The sequence below is a fragment of the Globicatella sanguinis genome (assembly GCF_002847845.2).
Classification (GTDB): Bacteria; Bacillota; Bacilli; order Lactobacillales; family Aerococcaceae; genus Globicatella; species Globicatella sanguinis.
The window spans coordinates 2,287,022-2,308,348 of the sequence record NZ_CP126962.1 but is presented as its reverse complement, the minus strand read 5'-3'; the positions used below and the strand labels follow the sequence as shown (position 1 = coordinate 2,308,348).

The 21,327-nt window shown below is 34.7% G+C and carries 18 protein-coding genes and 1 pseudogene; 5 read left to right on the top strand and 14 right to left on the bottom strand.

What is annotated here, in order from left to right; genetic code table 11:
- Positions 1–76 precede the first annotated feature (76 nt).
- The 3 genes from CYJ72_RS10210 to spxA all read right to left on the bottom strand — a co-directional run bounded on the left by CYJ72_RS10210 (position 77) and on the right by spxA (position 2,701).
- Complete coding sequence (locus CYJ72_RS10210) at positions 77–1,123, bottom strand: competence protein CoiA family protein (protein ID WP_066124480.1); 1,047 nt, start codon at positions 1,121–1,123, stop codon at positions 77–79.
- A gap of 49 nt (positions 1,124–1,172) precedes the next feature.
- Entirely contained in the window at positions 1,173–1,901 is a 729-nt protein-coding gene (locus tag CYJ72_RS10205; protein WP_066124482.1) for an adaptor protein MecA, read from the bottom strand.
- Positions 1,902–2,302: 401 nt separating this feature from the next.
- The gene (spxA, locus tag CYJ72_RS10200; RefSeq protein ID WP_066124485.1) at positions 2,303–2,701 is read right to left on the bottom strand and encodes a transcriptional regulator SpxA; all 399 of its coding nucleotides are present in this window, start codon (positions 2,699–2,701) and stop codon (positions 2,303–2,305) included.
- Positions 2,702–3,211: 510 nt separating this feature from the next.
- Here spxA and trpS point away from each other — a divergent pair.
- Together trpS and CYJ72_RS10190 are read left to right on the top strand one after the other, a co-directional pair.
- A complete protein-coding gene (gene trpS, locus CYJ72_RS10195; RefSeq protein ID WP_284629757.1) occupies positions 3,212–4,198 on the top strand; it encodes a tryptophan--tRNA ligase in 987 nt (328 codons plus the stop codon).
- An 800-nt stretch (positions 4,199–4,998) separates the two neighbouring features.
- Positions 4,999–6,312 (top strand): general stress protein, encoded by a 1,314-nt coding sequence (locus tag CYJ72_RS10190; RefSeq protein WP_180764756.1) that lies wholly within the window; start codon positions 4,999–5,001, stop codon positions 6,310–6,312.
- Between the two features lie 457 nt (positions 6,313–6,769).
- On the opposite strand, the gene CYJ72_RS10185 is transcribed toward CYJ72_RS10190, so the two are convergent.
- The 8 genes from CYJ72_RS10185 to CYJ72_RS10150 all read right to left on the bottom strand — a co-directional run bounded on the left by CYJ72_RS10185 (position 6,770) and on the right by CYJ72_RS10150 (position 16,094).
- On the bottom strand, positions 6,770–8,614 hold the full coding sequence (locus CYJ72_RS10185) for a heavy metal translocating P-type ATPase (protein ID WP_071409119.1): 1,845 nt from the start codon (positions 8,612–8,614) through the stop codon (positions 6,770–6,772).
- Positions 8,615–9,576: 962 nt separating this feature from the next.
- A complete protein-coding gene (locus CYJ72_RS10180) occupies positions 9,577–10,359 on the bottom strand; it encodes an ABC transporter permease (RefSeq protein ID WP_066124492.1) in 783 nt (260 codons plus the stop codon).
- Complete coding sequence (locus tag CYJ72_RS10175) at positions 10,352–11,017, bottom strand: ABC transporter ATP-binding protein (RefSeq protein ID WP_284629756.1); 666 nt, start codon at positions 11,015–11,017, stop codon at positions 10,352–10,354. The genes CYJ72_RS10180 and CYJ72_RS10175 overlap by 8 nt, the downstream gene beginning before the upstream one ends.
- A 372-nt stretch (positions 11,018–11,389) precedes the next feature.
- Positions 11,390–11,683, bottom strand: a complete 294-nt coding sequence (locus CYJ72_RS10170) for a hypothetical protein (protein ID WP_066124498.1) — start codon at positions 11,681–11,683, stop codon at positions 11,390–11,392.
- 12 nt (positions 11,684–11,695) lie between these two features.
- A complete protein-coding gene (locus CYJ72_RS10165) occupies positions 11,696–11,923 on the bottom strand; it encodes a heavy-metal-associated domain-containing protein (RefSeq protein ID WP_066124500.1) in 228 nt (75 codons plus the stop codon).
- Positions 11,924–11,943: 20 nt separating this feature from the next.
- A complete protein-coding gene (locus CYJ72_RS10160; protein ID WP_284629755.1) occupies positions 11,944–13,797 on the bottom strand; it encodes a heavy metal translocating P-type ATPase in 1,854 nt (617 codons plus the stop codon).
- Positions 13,798–14,195: 398 nt separating this feature from the next.
- Entirely contained in the window at positions 14,196–15,473 is a 1,278-nt protein-coding gene (locus tag CYJ72_RS10155) for an NAD(P)H-dependent oxidoreductase (protein WP_066124504.1), read from the bottom strand.
- Between the two features lie 18 nt (positions 15,474–15,491).
- Positions 15,492–16,094 (bottom strand): NADPH-dependent FMN reductase, encoded by a 603-nt coding sequence (locus tag CYJ72_RS10150; RefSeq protein ID WP_101813074.1) that lies wholly within the window; start codon positions 16,092–16,094, stop codon positions 15,492–15,494.
- 341 nt (positions 16,095–16,435) lie between these two features.
- Here CYJ72_RS10150 and CYJ72_RS10145 point away from each other — a divergent pair, with 341 nt between their 5' ends.
- Positions 16,436–16,708 (top strand): hypothetical protein, encoded by a 273-nt coding sequence (locus CYJ72_RS10145; protein WP_101813075.1) that lies wholly within the window; start codon positions 16,436–16,438, stop codon positions 16,706–16,708.
- 30 nt (positions 16,709–16,738) lie between these two features.
- Entirely contained in the window at positions 16,739–17,326 is a 588-nt protein-coding gene (locus CYJ72_RS10140; RefSeq protein ID WP_284629754.1) for a transposase, read from the top strand.
- A 316-nt stretch (positions 17,327–17,642) separates the two neighbouring features.
- Here CYJ72_RS10140 and CYJ72_RS10135 read toward each other — a convergent pair whose 3' ends face one another.
- On the bottom strand, positions 17,643–18,605 hold the full coding sequence (locus CYJ72_RS10135) for an IS30 family transposase (protein ID WP_101975427.1): 963 nt from the start codon (positions 18,603–18,605) through the stop codon (positions 17,643–17,645).
- A 102-nt stretch (positions 18,606–18,707) separates the two neighbouring features.
- Between CYJ72_RS10135 and CYJ72_RS10130 the strand changes: the two are divergent.
- Positions 18,708–19,211, top strand: a pseudogene (locus CYJ72_RS10130) (transposase); the annotation flags it as partial.
- A 178-nt stretch (positions 19,212–19,389) separates the two neighbouring features.
- Here the strand turns inward: CYJ72_RS10130 and CYJ72_RS10125 are convergent.
- A complete protein-coding gene (locus tag CYJ72_RS10125) occupies positions 19,390–20,049 on the bottom strand; it encodes a Crp/Fnr family transcriptional regulator (protein ID WP_284629753.1) in 660 nt (219 codons plus the stop codon).
- Positions 20,050–20,211: 162 nt separating this feature from the next.
- The gene (locus CYJ72_RS10120; protein ID WP_284629752.1) at positions 20,212–21,147 is read right to left on the bottom strand and encodes an FAD:protein FMN transferase; all 936 of its coding nucleotides are present in this window, start codon (positions 21,145–21,147) and stop codon (positions 20,212–20,214) included.
- Positions 21,148–21,327: the final 180 nt, after the last annotated feature.

Here is a 21,327-nt window from a genome sequence, read left to right as displayed (position 1 = left end):
TCTTCACGTGACTTTAATGTTGACACTTGAATTCCTCCTTATATTTCACATGGTTAAATTTTATCACATTGACCTTTTACTTTCCAATGATAGTGTCATTTTTTCTCATATAAAAAAGCAAACAATGATATAAAGCGGAACAAATGTCTTCCAATGGTGATCGTTGGATTAAGGGTAAAGTCGCTAATCTAATCTTCTTTTCATTCACTAATGCGATTAAAATTTGATGAATCGTCATTACCGTTATCGGTCGCTTTGCTCGTTGCAACCGTGCACACACTAAAGAGAGAACCATCCACATCGGTGTCTCAATTAAAAAAGATTGCCACTGATACTGAAAAATCCAATCGGGTATCCTATCGATGGTTGTGCCAGCTTCATGTAATTGATGCATCACAACTTGATAAGCCGGATTTTGCTGATAGGCACGCTTAGTCATTGGCACTTTCTCTTGTGCTAAGATTTTTGATTTGAAAGAATAAGGTCCTCCAAGCTGTCGTTCAAATTGATTGAGCCAACCACTGGTCAATGGTATCACCTCACGCTGGCAGTACCACGATTGAGGCGAAAAAATAATCGGCAACTGACTATAACGTATTAACACTCGCTTCTTTTCATCCATCCCAAGCCAATAATATCCCCAATCAGGATGATAATGAAGCAACTGTCGTTGCCAAGTAGATACTCGGTGGCTTTGCCAATATTTTAAATGGGCAATCCAATAGATTTTAGGCGTAATCGATAAATAAGCTTGATGACGTTGCGAAAGTAAATGAGATGAAATAACAGAATTTTGAAACTCTAAAATAATCGGTGGCTCGCCATGATACCAACAATCGACCTGCTGATTAATGGTCGGTAACCAAAATTCAAGCTGTGAATTAACACTGCCTAAGGCTAACAGTCTTTTACCCTGTTGATGAATTGCACCTTCACCTTTCAACTGCCTGCCTTGAGAATTATCGGACTGACATTGCACCAAATGGGCAAAAAAATAATTACCTTTACGACTTCTTTTTAAAATCACCGGTTGCTGACAAACAGGACAATGAAAGGTACTTTGTAAAGCAAAGGCTTCTTGAGCATAAATGAGTTGACCGGCTTGATCGATGGCTGCATACAAATAAACACCCCTGCTTACAAATACGTAAACAAAGGGTGTTTTACTTCTATCATAAATATTTACCAAAGTAAGCCAAAGTGTCATCTTGACGAATTAATTCACCATATTCTTCTAAAACAGCAACGGTTGTAGCGGTACCTTCACCAAATTCTTTCATCTTCATAATCGCATAAACTGACTCTTCTTCTAAAATGAGTGGTTCAATATTAGTGATAACAAAATAATAGTGTTTATTCATATAATATAAATCACCTTGAATTGGCGCATCAACCTGCTCTCTAGCAAATTTAATAAAGCCATCTAAATCCTCAAAGCGCACAATATTATGATTAGGCAAGACTGAGTTTTTCGCTTTATCTAAAGCCTCTGAAAGTAAATCACTTAGATTTTCTGGTGATTTTGTTGCTTCATCGTCTTCATCGTCAACGTCTTCGATAGCTGGTTCTTCTTTCCTTTTATTAGTAACCGCTTCGCTTTGTTGTCTTCTTCCATGGATTCGTTTTAAAACTTCTTCATCGAAGAGACTATCAATATCCTCAAAGTCTGAACGGCTGATATATAATTCAATTCCGTCATTACTTGGAATTACTTGGAATGTGATAGCTTCTGAATCATAAAATTGACGCTCAACGTCAACCTCTTCCAAGATAGAATAAAAGAATTTTTCAACACTCTTTTGATCACTAATCAAGTCTAAAAAGTTGATGCCTCTTTCTTCTAAGTCCTCAACGTCAATATAGACCTTAATTAGATTTTCATTAATTCTTTCCATTTCCATCTACTTCACCTCCAATTAGTTTCACTCTAAATTATACAATAGATAAACACAAGTCTCAATAGACATGCATGGGAATATAATAGCAATAAAGCCCACCAATTACAAGCTTTTTTCCTCAAACTAAAGTTTGAATTATTAAAATCCATTCAATAGTATTTTATATAAATTAACCAAGCAAATTTTTTCTATATCTAAAGGACTAAAAATTAAAAAAGAGAATTTTTATCGAAACTCTACCATCTAGATACTAAAAAGTGGTAACTTTTTTATAAATTCACGTTACGCCTCTTTTGTCTTACACATTTAGCTTGGTATGGTGAGCGTCTCATTTTAACAATAATAAAAGTGAAAAGAAAGCACAAAAAAGCCGGAACAACGTTCCGGTACTAATTTCAATATTCTTATTCATTAACAAGGGCTTGCGCACGCGCTAATTCTAAAGCACGAACTTCCCTTGGTAAGAAACGACGAATTTCATCCTCATTAAAACCAATTTGAAGACGTTTTTCATCAATCATAATTGGACGACGTAATAAACCTGGCTCTTTTTGAACTAAGTCGAAGAAGTCATTCAAGGGCATTTCACTTATATCAATATTTAATTCAGCATAAGCTTTCGAACGAGTTGAAACAATGTCCTCTGTTCCTTCTTCAGTCATTCGTAAAATAGCTTTGATTTCATTTAAAGTTAATGGCTCAGTAAAAATGTTACGTTCTTGATATGGGATGTTATTCTCTTCCAACCATGCTCTTGCCTTACGACATGAAGTACAACTTGGTGTAACGTATAATGTTACCATATATGATCATCCTTTCGATCAATTCCGATAGAAACGAGTTACACGTTGGTTCGCCAATTACAAGTAAACTTTTATTATCACACACCACAAAACCTAAAAAAGATCATGAAAATAATCTTTATCGTTTACGAGTAATATTACCAACTATTAATATTATAACACCGGAAAGAATTGATTACAACGCAATTTTTGAAAATGATTAACAAGATTAAATAATTATTAAGTTTTCAGACTGCGCTTTCACAGAAAAAGTTTGTGCATATTTTCTTTTATTAGACTAAACTTGACTATTGAATTAAAGATAGTTAATATTATTATAGAACTTTGTAAACACGATTATATCAGCCTATTAATTAAAGTGTTTTCAAATAATGAGAGCTTTATAATCTGATAAACAAATTTGTGATTAATACCACTTGTATATATTATTTATTTATAAGCACCTTTGAAACTTAACAAATATTTAATAAAAAATAATATAATAAACTAGCAGTAAGAGAGGATTTTTTGATGAAACCAACAATTTTTTCAGGTGTTCAACCGACAGGAATTCCAACATTAGGTAACTATATCGGCGCAATGAAAGGCTTCGTTGACTTACAACATGACTATGACGCAACTTATTGTATTGTTAACCAACATGCTCTTACGGTGCCTCAAGATCCAGTCAAATTAAGAGAACAAACCTTACAATTAGCAGCCCTTTACTTAGCCTTAGGAATTGATCCAAATATTGCGAATATCTTCGTCCAATCGGATGTGCCTGCTCATTCACAAGCGGCATGGATGGTCATGTGTATGACCGGTTTAGGTGAATTAGAACGCATGACTCAGTTCAAAGACAAAGCTACGAAACAAGAAAGTGTTGGTGCTGGTTTATTAGTCTACCCTCCATTAATGGTAGCCGACATTATATTATATGATGCTCAATATGTGCCAGTTGGTGATGATCAAAAACAACATATTGAATTAACCCGTAACTTCGTTGATCGATTCAATGCTCGTTTTGGCGATGACATCTTAGTAAAACCTGAAGCCATCTTCCCTAAAGCAGGCAGTCGTGTCAAAAGTTTACAAGATCCATTATCAAAAATGAGTAAATCAGACAAAAACGAAAAAAGTTTCATCTTATTATTAGATGAACCAAAAGCTATTACTAAAAAAATTAAAGGCGCGGTCACTGATTCTTTAGGAACCGTTAAATATGACGAAGAAAACCAACCCGGTGTCGCAAACCTCTTAAATATCTTCTCAAGTTTAAGCGGACGCACTATTGATGATTTAGTAGAAGATTACGGAGACACTGGATACGGTCGTTTCAAAGGCGATTTAGCCGAATTAGTCGTTGATACTTTAGCACCTATTCAAGAACGTTACCGAAAATTATTAGTCAGTGATGAACTGCGTGACATCTTACATACGGGTGCTCAACGTGCGAACGAAAAAGCGTCTGCTACCTTAGCGCGTATGGAAAAAGCAATGGGAATCGGCTACTAGTGTTGTGTGGTTGACTGCCACTACATTAAATAATTGACCTCACAGAACGGTTTCTGTGAGGTTTTTTAGTTTTTTGTTCATTGATATGAGGTTAGGCATTTTAGATCATTGCTAGGAAACACTTTAAGTAAGCCGTTTACTTTCTTCTATTTAATTGATTGCGCAGTTTTCTCAAACGGTGACTAAATAAGACTAGACATTAACTTAATTAATTCAGTCAAGTATTGATCGGTAATTAAAAGCGCAGCGTTTAGTGGACTCAAACTAAGTCTTAATGACTAATTTTCATGCTACTCGACTGTTCTCGGTTGGCAGATGAACCCAAAATTATTCAAATTTCTACTTCTTTTTTACTCTCTACTCCTTGTCCTATCCCTCTTGCCCTTTCCTATTTACTTCACACTGCTTATTTAAACAAACAATTGAATTTTAGCTAAATTAACATTTTTAAAATAAATTATTTCAATAAAGCACCTTACGGATGCTCACCTTATACTTAATTTAATATTTAGCTTTTCTTTTCATGAAAACGTGATAAAATCAATCGCTAACCCTCCAAATTGTTTTCAAGATGAACTGATTTTATAAATTACGCTAAGCGTTTCATTTTACTTTTAAAAATTTAGTTGTTACGATTTAATTATCAATTAGAATCTAGATAATTGATTATGGTTAGCTTTAGTCGGCAAAAAGTTAACCTTTACTAAATTGTTATATATATGCGTTAGTCAAGCATCACTTTAGTCTTAATGTCCAAGAAAAGTAGTAATATTGCCAATACAAATAAAGGAGCGATTAAAATGACAAAATTCATTTACGGAACGTATGAGACGTATGAACAAGCTGCACAAGCAATTGACGAGTTAAAAAATCGTGGTATTAATTCTAGTGACATGGCTATCGCAACTAATAGTCAGTATGATAATTTATTAGATTTAGGTGTTGATGTCTTAGAAGTCGACCCTAATGAAGCGTCTGATAGTTGGTGGCAAAAAATCATTAATATGATTAACCCCCTCAACGAAGACGATGACAATGAAGTTAATCAGGAAGAACAATTAAAAGAATATCAAGAACTAGTGGCTGACGGTAGTATTGTCGTCTTAGTTGAGGAAGCTTTATTAAACCAAGCGAGTCCGATTAACTTGGACCCAGTTGATAATGTTGCCGAAGATGATCATGCACCAGAAGAAATAACATCGAACTCTGAATGGCTTCCATCCGAAGAAGGTGAATTACCTAAGCGAGCCTATGGTAGAAAAGTCGACACGAGTCGTACTGCAGGCATGAAAGGCATTTATCGTAAAGAAGGCACCTTAGGCGATACAACAGAAGACACTTTAAGCGATAAAACCAATGACACTTTAAGTGATAAAACCAATGACACTTTAAGTGATAAAACCAATAATGACTTATCTGATTCAGCCCATGATTTAAATAACTTTAAAGCACACGATGGTACTGATAATGCATTCAATCATTCTCAAAAAGAGACTGATGCCTTTAAACAAACCTCAACCGGTACAACTGATTTTTCAAAAGAAACCCTCATGCACGAAAAAATTAAAGCGGAGCGTGCAGAAAGGCAATCCGCTGAGTTAGTCAATAATCAATCCAATGAATTTAATCATGACAATGATTCATTGAAATTGGAAGAGTATCCTGGTGGAGAACCAACACGTGAAATGATCGAAGATGAAAGCGTCATCGATCCCATGAATTTACAAGATGATAAACGTGAATTTAAAGCTTATTCTCATGATAAAGATGCCAATCAGTCGCCGATAAACAATCCGATTGATGATGCAACCCAGTCAAATGAAACAATGTTTAAGCAACAGCATGCTAATCCAATAGATGGTCCAACTGAGACTTCCTATCGCGAAGTCGTTGATCCACCCATTGAAGATCCGATGATTGATGCCGCTGAACGACCAGCGAATGATCCTTATTTAGGACGAATAAACCAAAACATGACCGAATATCAAGCTAATCAAGTGGAGAAAGGGATCCAACAATCTGATTCTGTCCATGAACGCTATAGCGATCAATTAGAAAAAGATACTTTCCCACCTGAACCTGATGAAACAGATTATCATCGTTTCGATGGTTGATCGAAAAGCGAACCCTCTAGATGATGAACCTGAAACTTGCTATTCAAGTGACAGTGGTTTAGCATCGACTATGCCCCTTCCACTTTAACTATCGATGAGGCGTAGTACTATCTAACTTTATGATTCACTAATATGGGTGTAGAAAGAATCACATCGTTTACGATGACCTGGTTATTGAGTTAAAATAAAGTTCGATAATTTATCATATTTTATAAAACCTATTCACGTTTGTATCAAATTTCCAATCCTATTTTAGATTTTACGATAGATGACATAAAAGTTACACTCATCATATAGATGAAATCAACTCAATAGCCGCACCCATATTATGAAAACAATAGACGAGTCATACGCAGCAGCAAGAATCACTTCCGCGTATAACTCGTCTTATTTGATATGAAGTATTGACAATGAAGTATTAATTTTAGTTTGGAATTATTTATTTTGATTCAATACTTCATTTGTTTTCATCTGGTTTGTCCATTAATAATCGTAAGCCATTTAAAATAACTAGAATCGTTGAGCCTTCATGGAAAACGACCGCTAAAGGTAAAGGTAAAATACCGATGATATTTAAGATAATTAAAGTAATAATCACTCCAACAGCAAAAATAACATTTTGTAAGATTAATTTGTTTAATTTTTGACTTAGTTTAAAGCTATAAAATAACTTTGATAAATCATTTTTAACAATGACGACATCAGAAGATTCCATCGCTACTGACGAACCAGAGCCCATCGCTATCCCAATATTAGCATTGGCCAATGCTGGTGCATCATTAATCCCATCACCAATCATACCAACAACATGTTCTTTCTCTTGTTCTTCAAAGACATATTGAATCTTATCTTCCGGTAATAAGCCCGCTTTATAATGTTCGATTCCAATCTCATCAGCAACTAAAGACGCAACCTGCTCATTGTCCCCTGTTAATAAGACCACATCAATGCCTTCTTCGTTAAAATTAGCTACTGCATTTTTCGACTCTTCACGAATTTTATCCGCTAAACTAATGTAACCCACGACTTCGTTACCTTGCGCTACCATAACCGCCGTTAAACCTGCTTGTAGTGCTTCTAAATAATGATTAGGGTCAGCATAATCCATAAAGTCACTTGGTTTACCTACACGAATTGAACCTTTTTCCAGCCCTGATCCAGAAATTTCTTTTACTGGTATCGCTTGATCGACCGATTCTAACGAAATATTACTAAAATGCTTCACAATCGCTTTGGCAATTGGATGCGAAGAAGACTGTTCCATATAAACAACTTCTGCAATGACTTCTTCGGGCAATTGTGCTTCAACAACCTCAAAATTACCATACGTTAACGTACCGGTTTTATCAGAAAATAACATATCCATTGTCGATAGAGCTTCCATCGCTGCTCCACCCTTGAATAAAATACCATTTCTAGCACCATTTGAAATTGCTGCCAACGTAGCCGGTGTTGCTGTAGCGACCAAAGCACATGGACTCGCAACCGTTAAAAACACCATTCCCCGATAAAACGATTCTTGGAAAGTTAAACCTCTTCCATACATTAAAATCAAAATAAAAATCGGCACTGCAATTAAGACCGCAATGACATACTTATTTTCAATACGATCAATAAATTTAGAAATATTAGACGGACGACGTTCTGCTTCTTCAACCATATGAATAATATTGGAAAACAGTGTTTCATGCGATAATTTGGTAACTTCCATCTGAACGGAGTCACCTAAGTTAATAGTACCCGCAAACACATCATCCCCTACTACTTTACTAACCGGTACCGATTCACCTGTTAAAGCAGCCTCATTGAAATTAGATTCACGATCGATTTTGCCGTCAATCGGCACTTGAGCCCCTTTTGCCACTACAATCGTATCTCCTAATTTTAACTCATCAACCGATACTTCTTTAGTTTCTCCATTAGGTAATAACAATTGCGCCGTTTTTGGAACTTGTGACATTAACTCTTCGATTGCACGAGTTGAACGCCCATCGGCATATTCTTCCATCAAACCTGAGATAGCGAAAATTAATAATAATAATGCCCCTTCAGATTCATAATTAATTAAACAGGCCCCTAAAGCTGCTAGCACCATTAATAAGTCAACATTTAATCTCTTATCATTAATAGTATCTGTTATCGCGTGTTTAGTAGCAAAAAAACCTAAGAAAAAGATTGAAATATAGAATAAGATTTTACTTAATACGGGGTTCATCCCCATCGTAATAAAACCTAATACTAAAGCAATCACACCAAATATTAGAAAACGTCCTTGCATCGAGCTAGTTAAAAATTTAAACATCGTTCCTCAACCTTTCATTTAAACAAAAACGACCTTATCTTTACGACAACTAAATAATAAAAAATAATTTCTTATTTATATTCATTATAAATACATCCGAACAATAATTCAAGGGTTGTAAACGTTTTTATTTAGAATAATTATAATTACTGTAAAGATAACGATTAAGAAACTGGTTTAAGAAGTTAGCAAAAGAAAGAGTGGCTAGCAGTAGCCAAAATAATCATTGGGCTACCACTGCCACCCCAAAACGGTTAAGTAAACAAATATGTCAGAGCAGAATTTAAAAAGTTTTTGCCCAACCTCTTCTTTGTTAAACTTATTTTAATACCTACACTAGCTAGCTAACTTCAAAACGATTAACAAGATTTTCGTTAATTAATCACTATCCAGCTACATCAACCTGATTAGAATACCTCGGTTTCGCTAATGCAAGCCAATCATATATTTTTCGACCCAATTAGTATCTCAGGGTTGAATGATTGCATTCGCTCATATCGCTCAACCCAAACGTTTCTATTAATAAATCTACCAAGGACTAAGGACTTGAATTCGCTAATGCTACCAACAACCCCAACGCCTCTATTAATAAATCTACCAAGGACTAAGGACTTGAATTCACTAATGCTATCAACAACCCCAACGCCTCTATTAATAAAACTACCAAGGACTAAGGACTTGAATTCGCTAATGCAAGCCAATAATATATTTTTCGACCCAATTAGTGTCTCAGGGTTGAATGATTGCATTCGCTCATATCGCTCAACCCAAACGTTTCTATTAATAAATCCGCCTAGGATTGAGGATTTGAATTCGCTAATGCTATCAACAACCCCAACGCCTCTATTAATAAATCTACCAAGGACTAAGGACTTGAATTCGCTAATGCAAGCCTACTCTAGTACTTATTACACACATGATTTAAATAAACACTTCAAGCTAGTCTTTTTGTCTCACTACCATTATTGCATTTCTCTTAAGCGAGTATTTAATTGATAACGATCATTAAAGAAAGAACGATAAGATAAATACGTCGCAATGATCATCGCAAAAGAAGTACCGCCAATAATCATAAACATCACCATAATTTGATAAACAATCGCTTTTAAAGGATCGACACCCGCTAACATTAACCCCGACATCATCCCAGGTAAACTCACAATACCTGTCGTTTTAATTCCATCGACAGTTGGCTGAATCCCATTTTTAATCGTCAATTGAATCACCTTATGAGAAGCTTGATAAGGATTAGCACCTAAAGAAATTTTCTCTAAAACCGCTTGTTCTTGATCTTTATAGAATTGGAATAAATTTGAGTAAACTAACCCAACTGATTTCATCGAGTTACCGACAATCATCCCGGTAATGGGAATCATTTGTGACGGGATAAATTTCAAGTTTCCAGACAAGACTAAGATCGATAATGTTAAAACAGTCGTCGAAGCAAGTGCAACAAAGGAAACCAACAAAGGTTTATTTAATCCTTTACCACGATTAGCGGCATTGACAGAGGCATTAATCACAATCACTAAAATCATACCTGACGTTAACCAAAAATTGTCCATTTCAAAGACATAACCTAAAACATAAGCTACGGCTACTAATTGAACAATCATTCGAATAACAGCCCAGACAATTTCTTTTTCTAATTTTAATTTCTCACGATATGAAATACCAATCGCCATTAACACAAAGACAAAGGCTAAGACTAATGACAATGGTGATGCTTGTAAATTATTACTCATTAACATCACTTCCTTCCGCTAATTTCACAATTTCAATTTTACGGTCTGTCATTTCATGCTCTTCATCTAAGTGACTGACCATTAAGATGGTAGCATCCTGCTCTTGACGATACTTTTCAAGCCATGACCAAATAATTTGTCGCGTATTAAAATCCAATGCACTTGAAATTTCATCTAATAACAAGACTTTCGAAGGATACATTAAATTACGAATCAAGGCAACCCGTTGACGTTCGCCTCCAGATAAAGATTTAATATTTTTATCTAAAAAACTATGCGATAAGTCAACATTGTTTAACATTTCAATCGCACGTTGTTCATCAAATTCTTCATGACGAATTTCGTAAGGAAAAGCTAAATTATCACGTACCGTATCACCGAATAAACTCGGTGTTTGATAAAAATAAGAAACAATTTGACGCAATTCAATCGGTGAGTAGTCATTGACATCTTTTCCTAATAAATGATAACTGCCACTCACTTTCAAAGTGGGGTCATTTAATTGAGCTAAAAACTTTAAGACAGTACTCTTACCACTCCCTGATTGACCCGTAATGGAAACAAATTCTCCCTGTTGTATTTCAAATGATAACTGATTGATAATCGCTTGCCTTTCATTGGCAATTGACAAATTATCGACTTTAATAATCGTTGTCATAAAAACCTTCCTTACACCTAATATTCTTAAGTTGTACGTTATAAACTATTTTAATTATAATAGTTCTAAATAACCTTATACACTCTATTAAATACTTTTACCGACTATAAGTCAAGCGAGTTGATTATAATAGTTTAATTTTCACTATTTCTTTTAATTAAGTGAAATAACCACAGTAAAGCCCCTGCAGTTCCAATATAATTGAAACGCCAATATTATTAAATAGTCTAATTGTACTAACTCTTAAACTCAATTTGAAGTTATATGAAGAACAATTTTATAAACAATCTATAATATATCAACTTGCGTGACACTCTTTATGCCAAACTCCAACTAAATAACATTATTCTTTCACATATTGATTTTTATAATTTAACCTACTAAATCATTATGAAAATAAAATGCTTCTTTTAAAAATTCAATCACAGCCTCATAAGTTTGACATACATCTTTTGGAGTTGAAAAGTGGTTGGTAATCTCATCTAATCGTCTAAATTCATAGGAAACATCCACCGTCCCATTTTTTATTTTCTGCAAAATACTTTGGTAAAATTTTTGGATTTCTAAAACTTCTGGATGAATTTTTACATGCACTTTCGAAATTGCTTGGGTGTATAAATTCATCTGTTCTTCATTTTCTAATAGGAAAACACTTAATTTTGACATGACTATTGCTCCTTATTTTAATTTGATATCTAATACTTGGTATCCCATCGCTTCAATTTTTTCTTTAATTATCTCCACTTCAACTATTGTCTCTTCAAAATTAAATTTTAATTTGCTTGAATTAAATAACACTTTTATACTTGATTGGTCAACACCTTTAAACGAATTGATCGCTGCTTGTATTTTACTTACGCATGTCGGACAGGTTAATGTTTCTAATTTAAATATTGCTTGTTTCATTGTGAATATTCCTTTCTATATTAATTTTTTAAACGATAATTTATCAACCGCATTGCATTTAAGATAACCAATAATATAGATGCTTCATGGATAAACATCCCAACCGCCATATTCATCCATGTACTTCTAAATAACATCAAAATCAAGATAAACACGACTAACAAGGCAATTGTTATATTTTGTTTAATATTCCAAGATGTTTTTTTCGTCAATCCTAATGCGTGATTTAAATGGTTAATATCGGATTTTACTAAAACGATATCTGACGTTTCAATGGCGACCTCCGTTCCAGACCCCATCGCTATCCCTATATCAGCTAATGCCAAACTAGGTGCATCATTGACCCCGTCACCTACAAAAACCACTGTTTTACCTTTTGCTTGTAATGACTTCACATAATTAGCCTTATCTTCTGGCAACAAATGTCCGATAGCTTTAGTTAATCCCAACTCCTGTGCAACGATGTCAACCGTTCCTTGATTATCTCCAGAAGCGACTATTAGCTCCTTAACACCCAGTGTTTTCATTTTCTCTAATTCAGTTTTAATTCCTGGACGAATTTGATCACGAATACCATAAATACTTACAATTTTTCCAGAAATAGCTTGTAACACAATAGAATAACCTTTTGCTTCGAATTGTTGAACTTTTGATAAGACTACTTCAGATATTTCATCGACTTCTGATTCCATCAATTCCAAATTTCCTACTGCTACTTTATGACCATGAATTATTGAAACTATCCCTCTCCCTTTAATAACTTGCGTTTTATCTAGTTTAGGCAGTGAGTTAACCTTTAAATAGCGAACGAGTGCTTTTGCTAGAGGATGACCAGATTCTGATTCAATTGCCGCTAAATAATTTCGATGATGAGGGTTATGGTCATCAAAAACCATCGATTCAACCACTTCAGGTTGGCCAATCGTCAATGTTCCTGTTTTGTCAAATATCATAACATCTGCATTAGCAAGTTTTTGAATAATCTGCGATCCTTTTATCAAAACACCATGACGAGCTCCATTACCAATTCCAGCAACATTTGAAATTGGTACTCCAATAACTAAAGCGCCCGGACATCCTAATACTATAATCGTGATACTTAACTCAATATCTCGAGTAAACAGCCAAGTGAGAATAGCCATTACAATCACAATTGGAGTATAGACTTTTGAAAAACTGTCTAGCCATTTTTCAACAGAGGACTTAGAATCCTGTGCTTCCTCCACTAATTCTATAATTTTACCAAAAGTTGTTTCTTCTCCAACGGCTGTGGCTTTAATTTGAACGGTACCATCCTCTAAAATTGAACCTGCAAACACATGTTCCTCCACGCCTTTACTTAACGGAATAGATTCACCTGTAATTGATGCTTCATTGAGATACCCCTCCCCCATTATAATCTTGCCATCTACTGGCACTAGATCACCAGTTCTCACAAGAATCACATCTTTTTCAACCACAGTATCAATCTCTTTATTTTCAAATTTCCCGTTCTCTTGCAAAACTAATGCCGTTTTGGGTTCCATTTCAATCAATTCTTTAATGGAAGAACGGGTAAAAGCTAACGTTTTTGATTCAAGCCATCCGCCGAACAAAAACAAAAAAGTAACCATCGCTGATTCCTCAAAATTCCGAATGAAGATCGCACCAATAGCTGCGATAGAAACTAAGACATCAATGGAAACGACTTTCACTTTCAACGATTCAATCGCTTGAATTAATAATGGAAGAACCCCCAAAACCCCTGCGACTAAAAAACTAAGATCAGTGACATCTCTTATTTTGAAGAACCAAAGATTACTAAAAGCAAGAATAATGAGTAATAATTGTATCAACATAAGAATATTTTTGTGATTTAAAATCCATTTTTTCATTTTTTACCTCCTTACAAACAAAGTATATATCAATATTTGATTTAAAAAATTGACCTACATCAAGTTTTGTTCATTATTATGTTCAATCAGTAAAAAACAAATGAAAAAAATCAAATTCATTTTATTAGTTCATCCTTATTATCTCCTATGAATTGTAGACGTGAATTTATAATTGATACAAAAATCTCTCCCTAAAGTAGCGTGTCTTTCCACCTGTCTACTTTAAGGAGAGATTATATAACTTTCTTTAAGGTTTGAAAATAGTTTAAAAGTCCAAGGAATCATTGATAAAGAATTCCTTGGACTTATTAAATCACCTTTAATCTATGAGAGAGTCATCGACAACCAATTAAGTTAACTTTTGATTGATTGACTAATATCTCTATACAATGTTTCATCTATTTTTCTGAAGCACCACTGGATGCATCGACTGATTTGATAGTTGTTTTGGCTGGTTTAGCTTCTTGAGCAGAAGCACCACTCGTTGCATCTGCTTCAGGACTGACATCTGTATGACCCTTAGATGAGGCTCCACTCGTTGCATCGACTGATGTCGCCAATTCACCTGTTCCACTGACTAATTTTTGTCCCGTTACATTTAAATACCAGTCTAACCACGGTTTAAAATTAAAGACAACTTCATTAATGCCAGCATACGATCCATCAGCATGATGCATGGCTTCATAATGATGCACATTGATAATATCTTTGCTTGTTCCCGGAACGATGGTTCTAAAGTAATCTTGATTACCGGCGCGTAAATTCGCAATTAAGTATTCCACATTTTTATATGTACGCGGAGGATGAACAGTTCCTAAACGACTTCCTGATTGAGACGGTATACGCGGCGCCATCATTGTATTAGCATTTTGGGCATGATTATAGTACAAGAATTGATTATTTTCATCCGCAAATGTAACTTCAAATGGTAAAGCTCGCAAGAATCGGTCTAATTGATTAACCGTTAGTACCCCATGGTCTAAACGAACATAATCATTTCCTTCTGCTGCCCCAACTACTTCAGCGGCTTTCTCCACCCACTCAGGATCATCAGGGTCTACTTCAGTGATAGTTGTTTCGATTGGATTAGTACAAAATAAATCTTCTGGTTTTGTCGGAAGTGGTTCTTGTAAAGGTTTAATAACCTCAATATATTTGACAAAATTTTCCAAACATGTTCTTAAAAAAGAAACTGTTCCAGCACTTTTAATATTTCCCATATCATCAAATGCTTCTTTTGCTTTACCTAACAAGAACTCATTACCCGGTAAAACATATGCCTGAACACCTGGTGCATCTAAAATTTTTCGTAAATGTACTTGGGCACGTGAAGTACCTTGCTCCAAATATGAAGCCCCCATTACCATAACCGGTTTATTTTTGAATGGATGTAATTTAAAAGATAACCACTCTAAGGTACTTTTTAAAGCAGCTGGGATTGTATGGTTATGTTCAGGTGTCGCAATAATCACACCATCGCAACGAATTAATTTATTATAAATATACTGAACAGCAAAACCATCTGACTGATCAAAATCTTGATTAAACATCGGAACATCTTTTATTTCCAATAATTCTAACTCGAATAAATCTTTAAATTCTTTCTGTATAAATTGTAATAACTTACGGTTATAAGATATTTCGGCATTTGAACCTACAATTCCAATTAATTTCACTTAACATCACTCCTTTACTTATTTTTCCCAAGAAAAGTTTTTAACTTGTTCCTCCATTGACTTTTTAGCTTCAACTAATTGTGCAGTAAATTCGATAAATAGTGTAAAATCTGCAAAAATTTGTTCAAGATCTTTTACTAACTTCTCGTCTTTCAAATTCCCTTCTTCATCAAAAGCTTGAAGAGAATTCCCTAATAAAAATTCTGAACTTGGTAGCACTCGTGCTTTTACTTCAGGGGCATCTAACATTTGTCTCAATTGACTTTGAGCTCTTGAAGATCCTAATGTCCCATATGACGCTCCAGTAATCATTATAGGCTTATTTAGTAATGGATAAATACCATAAGACAACCAAGCAATCGCATTCATCAAAACAGCAGGACAAGAATGATCATACTCCGGTGTCGAAATAATGACACCATCAGCTACTTCAATTTTATCAGCTGCTTTTTGTACTGCTTCCGGCACAGTTTTATCAACAGGTTTATTAAAAACTGGAAATTCATAAATCTCAATTAATTCAATTTCTGCTTTATCGCTAAATTTTTTCTGAATAAATTCCAATAATTGTCTATTAGTAGACTTAATTGAATTCGTTCCAACAATTCCAATCAGTTTCACTTTTTATACACCTCATTTTATTAATTTTTGATTCCTCTAGCTAAAATCTAACAATACCTAAGTTTGTAATTTTTAATAAAGACATTCCAAGAAGAAAGCACATCAACTATTAAAAATCTGATGATCCAAACTTTGGGGGCGATATTATAAACTCACTAACATTTTACTTAGTATTTTGAAATATTCTCCATCTCTGAACTAATTTTATTGGCTCTATACTTTTTGGTGTGGATTTATAGAAATGACTCTGTTCATTCACACCTTTTTAAATCAATACAAAAAGTCATGGAATTCCATTATAATCTAATTAGCGACAAAACTATTAGAAAAGAGGAACTCACATGACCTATTCAGATGATATCAGAAAAGTACTCGAAATAACAGACCCTAATATCACTTTTATTGAAGGATGTTTGGATCAAGATCCCATCACATTGAACGGTGTCCTTTACAAAACAGTATCTGCCACGCTTTCTTATGACCCAGTCGCTTGCCTCTGCTGTCACCAAAAAAATATTAATAACTCTATTTTGAAGCATGGCTTTAAGCAAGTAAAAGTAAAATATGCTTATTCTCTTGCCTGTCCTAAATTAATTCTACTAAAAAAACAATGATTTATATGTAAAGCTTGTAAGAAAACCTTTATGGCACAAACGAATTTAGTAGAGCCAAATTGTCAAATTTCTAATTTACAAAAACAACTCGTAAAAGAACAATTGAGACTCGTTCAATCTACTTCACTAATTGCTAATAATACCTATGTATCAATTAGTACGGTCGTTAGAGTACTCGATTCCTTGGAAAACCAGATGAAACCTCAAACGAATACCCTGCCAACCACTTTATCATTTGACGAACTACGTACAACGAAATCATGTAAAGCAGAAATGTCCTTTATTTATGCCAATGCTTCTACTCACCAAATATTAGATTTATTAGATAGTCGTCAACAAGCCGATATCAAAAACCATTTTTTCCGTTTCCCATTGGACGCTCGACGTCAAGTTGAATGGATTACGATGGATAGGAACCTTCCCTTTATTAGCATGATCAAGACACTGTTCCCATGTGCTAAAATTGTGATTGACCGGTTCCATATCATTCAATTACTCAATAGAGCCCTTAATAACCTAAGGATTCAAGTAATGAATCAATTTAAAAAGAAACCCTCGAAATGTGATTATAATAATTTTGATTGTCAAATTAAGCTAGAATTTTTACCTAACACATAATACGTTTGCTTTTTTTCTAATTGATAATTAAAATGGTTGTTCGAAAGTTCAAGTATAAATTAGCCACTGACTTTAAGGTTTCCACAACGTCAGATTTGTGGCAAGTGTAGTGAGTCAGATTGATGCATTAAATCGTTAGAGCTTGACTTGGATGCTCCGGTATGATACTCGCGAATAGCGAGTTGGGGAAAGGGTTTGGGTAGAAGACCCAAAAAGCATCCCCAAATCATCATGCCGGGCTAGGCACCAAGTCAAGCTCTAACAATCAGGTGCCTTACGCAATGGATTCACTGTCTTAACAAACACATTGTGTGCATTAGAAAGCATCTATCCATCCAAGTTCCTTACAACAATCGATAAAAACTTCAATTGGCGTTCGATAACCTAATGATTTTCGTGGAATTTCATTGCGGAAATGAGCTGTTTGGCTGAGTATTTCCTGCGATATATCGGTAAAATCCATCCCCTTAGATAACCCATCTCTTCGAAGTAGTCCATTAGAGTGTTCATTTAAGCCGCGTTGTGACGGACAACCGGGATCAGCAAAGTAAATATTGATGTCATTGACATTTGAAATGGCTTGCCAATCAGAAAATTCTTTTCCACAATCAAACGTAATGGATTTAAATAAATTTCTCGGTAAATAAGCAAACCAGTTATCACAAGCGATTCGCACATCACTTGCTTTGCGACTGTTAATTTTTATCGGGATGATGAGTTTACTGATTCTTTCGACCAGTGTTAGGACTGCACTCTTATGGTCTTTTCCGACAATAGTGTCACCTTCTAGATGTCCAAATTCTTTCTCATATTGTGGATTTTCTTTTTGACGATCTTCGATGGTGCGTCTAAAGTGTTGTTTACCTCTTTTTTCCTGATACCCATTAGGTTTTCTCTTACCTTTCATCGGTAAAGTTGAGGGATCAAAGAGTTCCGAGTCTTTAAAACGACGATAAAGTGTTCGAGCTGTACATCCTAATGGGAGTTCATTCCGACCAATGATGACGTCAGGAGACCACCCCTGGTCCACTTTTTTCTTAATATATGTGATTTGTTTAGTGTTAAAGACCTTCTTTTTGGCACCACAGCGTGATTTATTCTCTTTATATTGATCGTAGTATTCCTGAATATTACCACTATTTTTAAGAAAATTAACGACGTTATAAATGGTTTGGATGGCCCGATTTAATTTTTTAGCGATATCCGTTACTTTTTTACCGCTATCGTAATAATTTTCTATCCAAATCAATTCTTTCATGGTAAGATGTGTATAAGCCATTTGTATGTACTCCTTCCTTAGCATGTGATTTTATGTTTAGGATACCATACAAATGGCCTATTTATTTTTCTAGCTTAATTTTACTATCCAAGTAAGTTAAAAAAATTATGGAAATTACTTCTTAAAAACCGAGAAGATCTAGATTTTGAGAATTATCAAACCCATCGCCTGTTCGATGGATTAGTGACTGAAAAAATGATGGTAGAATATCTCCTTTCGCTTGATATAGGGCTAAGAAATGCCTATGAAAAAATAAATGATTTCAAATATGCCATTATGACACATGATGTCGAATTGTTTCATTATGAACTTCAAGAAATAAAAAAATATTCCTATCGTCAAGTGATTCGTACAGCGTTTAACACGATTACACGCTATCAAGAGTATATCACCAATGCTTTAACCGTCACGTTATCAAATGGTCACTTAGAAGCAACCAATAATATTATTAAAACAATCAAACGAACTGGCCACGGTTATACTAATTTTAGACGTTTAAGATTAAGAGCACGCTATATTTTGTTAAGTAAGAACTGCACAAACCAAGACTATCGCCCTTTATATTTTAGTCAAGAAAAAGAATCAAAGACAAAGAAAACCGCTTAATTAGAATAAAACGGCCTTCAACACAATTGTGTTGAACGACCAAAAATTCCGTGACCCACACCATTTGACAAAGAGCCATTTTATTTTACCAATAAAATAAAAACATCACAAAGGAAAACCTAACTTTTTTAGTGCAAAACATCAGATTTTCGTAATCACTTAGTAAAGTATCACGCTACTAATCTGCATATTGCAGTAAGTCGTCGAAATTAATAATTTTAATCTTTCTTGGTGATAAAGATTTAATGATATTTAAAGATTCCAATTCTTTAAATTTTCGACTAATAGTTTCAGGCGTCGTCCCCAAAAAAGCGGCTAATTCTTTTCTTGATAGTTCCAAGTTGATAAGATTAGCATCAGATGATTGACCGGGGAGCTGCCCTAATAAATAGTTGACCAGTCGCATACCAACAGACTCATTCGCTACACGTGAGGTCATCTTTTCTGAAGCTTGTAGACGACGTGACATTTCTTCCAAAATTTTTAACGATACAGCAGGATAACTTAGAAGGACCTCTTTAAAATCATTAGCATAAAGTTGACATACCTTGGTATCAACCAAAGCATATGCATAGTCTTCATATTGGCTATCTTGTGAAAACAAGCTCCATTCTCCAATAAAATCACCCGGTTTCAAAATTCGAATTAGTTGTTCCTTTCCAGATTCTAAAAGATGAAACAAACGAACAGCGCCACTTTGAATAATGTATAAAGTATTAGTAGGTTCCTCAGCACGGAACAAATACTCGCCCTTTTTAAACTCAACAGCATGAATCTTTTGGTGAATCAGCGCTAACGAGTCTGATTCTAAATGATTAAAGATTGGGAGTTGCAGCATACAATGATGTTCTGTTAAACACTTAGTTGTAATGATACTAAAACCTCCTTTCGATTTTCAAGACTTAGTTGTTGTTTTATCGAATTTGGTCACTATAAACAATTAAGTTGAATAGCGTTGCTACTATCTATCCATCTTGAAAGTCGATTATAAAATTTCTAATTATAGATAAACTAGGCGATTGTGTAACCCTTTTGAACAAAAGACTTCATTTTCCTTAGTAACCACAATCACCTCTATTTCAGGATGCCGTGCTACTTCGGTCATAATTGCTTGAATATCTTTCCCAAATAATCGCGTCGTCCAAATCTCACAATCCACCGATTTTTTAGAAACAATTGTAATACTGTCAATATTAGTTGCCATCGGATACCCTGTCTTGGGATCAAAAATATGATGGTACCGCTGACCATTCAATTCAAGCACCCGTTCATAAACTCCTGATGTTACAACGGACTCTTCTGCTATTTTTAAGATCGCAATATGTTCGCCACGAACTTTCTGAGGATTTTGAATTCCAATCACCCATAATTGATCCGCTTGATGCACTGCTGGGCCAAAGGTTAAGACATTGCCCCCTAAATTGATAAAACCTGACATAACTCCTCGATCTTTTAACATCGCACAAACTTTATCGGCGATATACCCTTTCGCAATGGCTCCTAAATCGATTTTCATACCGGGTTCCATTAAATAGACCGAATAATCCCAATTATTTAACTGAAGCTTTTTAGGATTGGTCAAAGCTAATTGCTTCATAATCTCTGTATCACTCGGCAATTGTGCATCATCAAAGCCAATACGCCATAATTGAACCACTGGTCCCATCAAGATATTCAAATGACTTCTAGGAGCCAAACTATGTGATAAACCTAATTCAATTAGCTCAAATAATTCGGGATGGACCATAACAGGTCGCACACCGGCATTTAAGTTAATTTGCATTAATTCGGAACGACTATCATTGGCACTAAAACGCATATTATATTGATGTAATAATGACTCCGCTTCATCCAAAACCGGTTCAGCATCATAATGTAAAATTTTTATTTCTATGATAGTTCCCATTAAACGGATTTTTCTACTGCTGAATTTCATAGTATGCTCCTAACTTTTACATAATCAACTAAGTCTATTGTAGACTTTTATAAGCGTTTTCTCAAGTGAAGTTTAATCAATACCGTCATAAAGTCTAAAAGTAGGACTCCTAACATTTAATTGTGTTGAAAACAAATGGATATTTGCTAATCATACATAGAGTTCTATTGAAATTACTGG

Coding starts and splice junctions, on each gene's coding strand:
- CYJ72_RS10205 (WP_066124482.1), bottom strand. CDS start 1,901: ATGGAAATGGAAAGAATTAATGAAAATCTAATTAAGGTCTATATTGAC.
- spxA (WP_066124485.1), bottom strand. CDS start 2,701: ATGGTAACATTATACGTTACACCAAGTTGTACTTCATGTCGTAAGGCA.
- trpS (WP_284629757.1), top strand. CDS start 3,212: ATGAAACCAACAATTTTTTCAGGTGTTCAACCGACAGGAATTCCAACA.
- CYJ72_RS10190 (WP_180764756.1), top strand. CDS start 4,999: ATGACAAAATTCATTTACGGAACGTATGAGACGTATGAACAAGCTGCA.
- CYJ72_RS10185 (WP_071409119.1), bottom strand. CDS start 8,614: ATGTTTAAATTTTTAACTAGCTCGATGCAAGGACGTTTTCTAATATTT.
- CYJ72_RS10180 (WP_066124492.1), bottom strand. CDS start 10,359: ATGAGTAATAATTTACAAGCATCACCATTGTCATTAGTCTTAGCCTTT.
- CYJ72_RS10175 (WP_284629756.1), bottom strand. CDS start 11,017: ATGACAACGATTATTAAAGTCGATAATTTGTCAATTGCCAATGAAAGG.
- CYJ72_RS10170 (WP_066124498.1), bottom strand. CDS start 11,683: ATGTCAAAATTAAGTGTTTTCCTATTAGAAAATGAAGAACAGATGAAT.
- CYJ72_RS10165 (WP_066124500.1), bottom strand. CDS start 11,923: ATGAAACAAGCAATATTTAAATTAGAAACATTAACCTGTCCGACATGC.
- CYJ72_RS10160 (WP_284629755.1), bottom strand. CDS start 13,797: ATGAAAAAATGGATTTTAAATCACAAAAATATTCTTATGTTGATACAA.
- CYJ72_RS10145 (WP_101813075.1), top strand. CDS start 16,436: ATGACCTATTCAGATGATATCAGAAAAGTACTCGAAATAACAGACCCT.
- CYJ72_RS10140 (WP_284629754.1), top strand. CDS start 16,739: ATGGCACAAACGAATTTAGTAGAGCCAAATTGTCAAATTTCTAATTTA.
- CYJ72_RS10135 (WP_101975427.1), bottom strand. CDS start 18,605: ATGGCTTATACACATCTTACCATGAAAGAATTGATTTGGATAGAAAAT.
- CYJ72_RS10125 (WP_284629753.1), bottom strand. CDS start 20,049: ATGCTGCAACTCCCAATCTTTAATCATTTAGAATCAGACTCGTTAGCG.
- CYJ72_RS10120 (WP_284629752.1), bottom strand. CDS start 21,147: ATGAAATTCAGCAGTAGAAAAATCCGTTTAATGGGAACTATCATAGAA.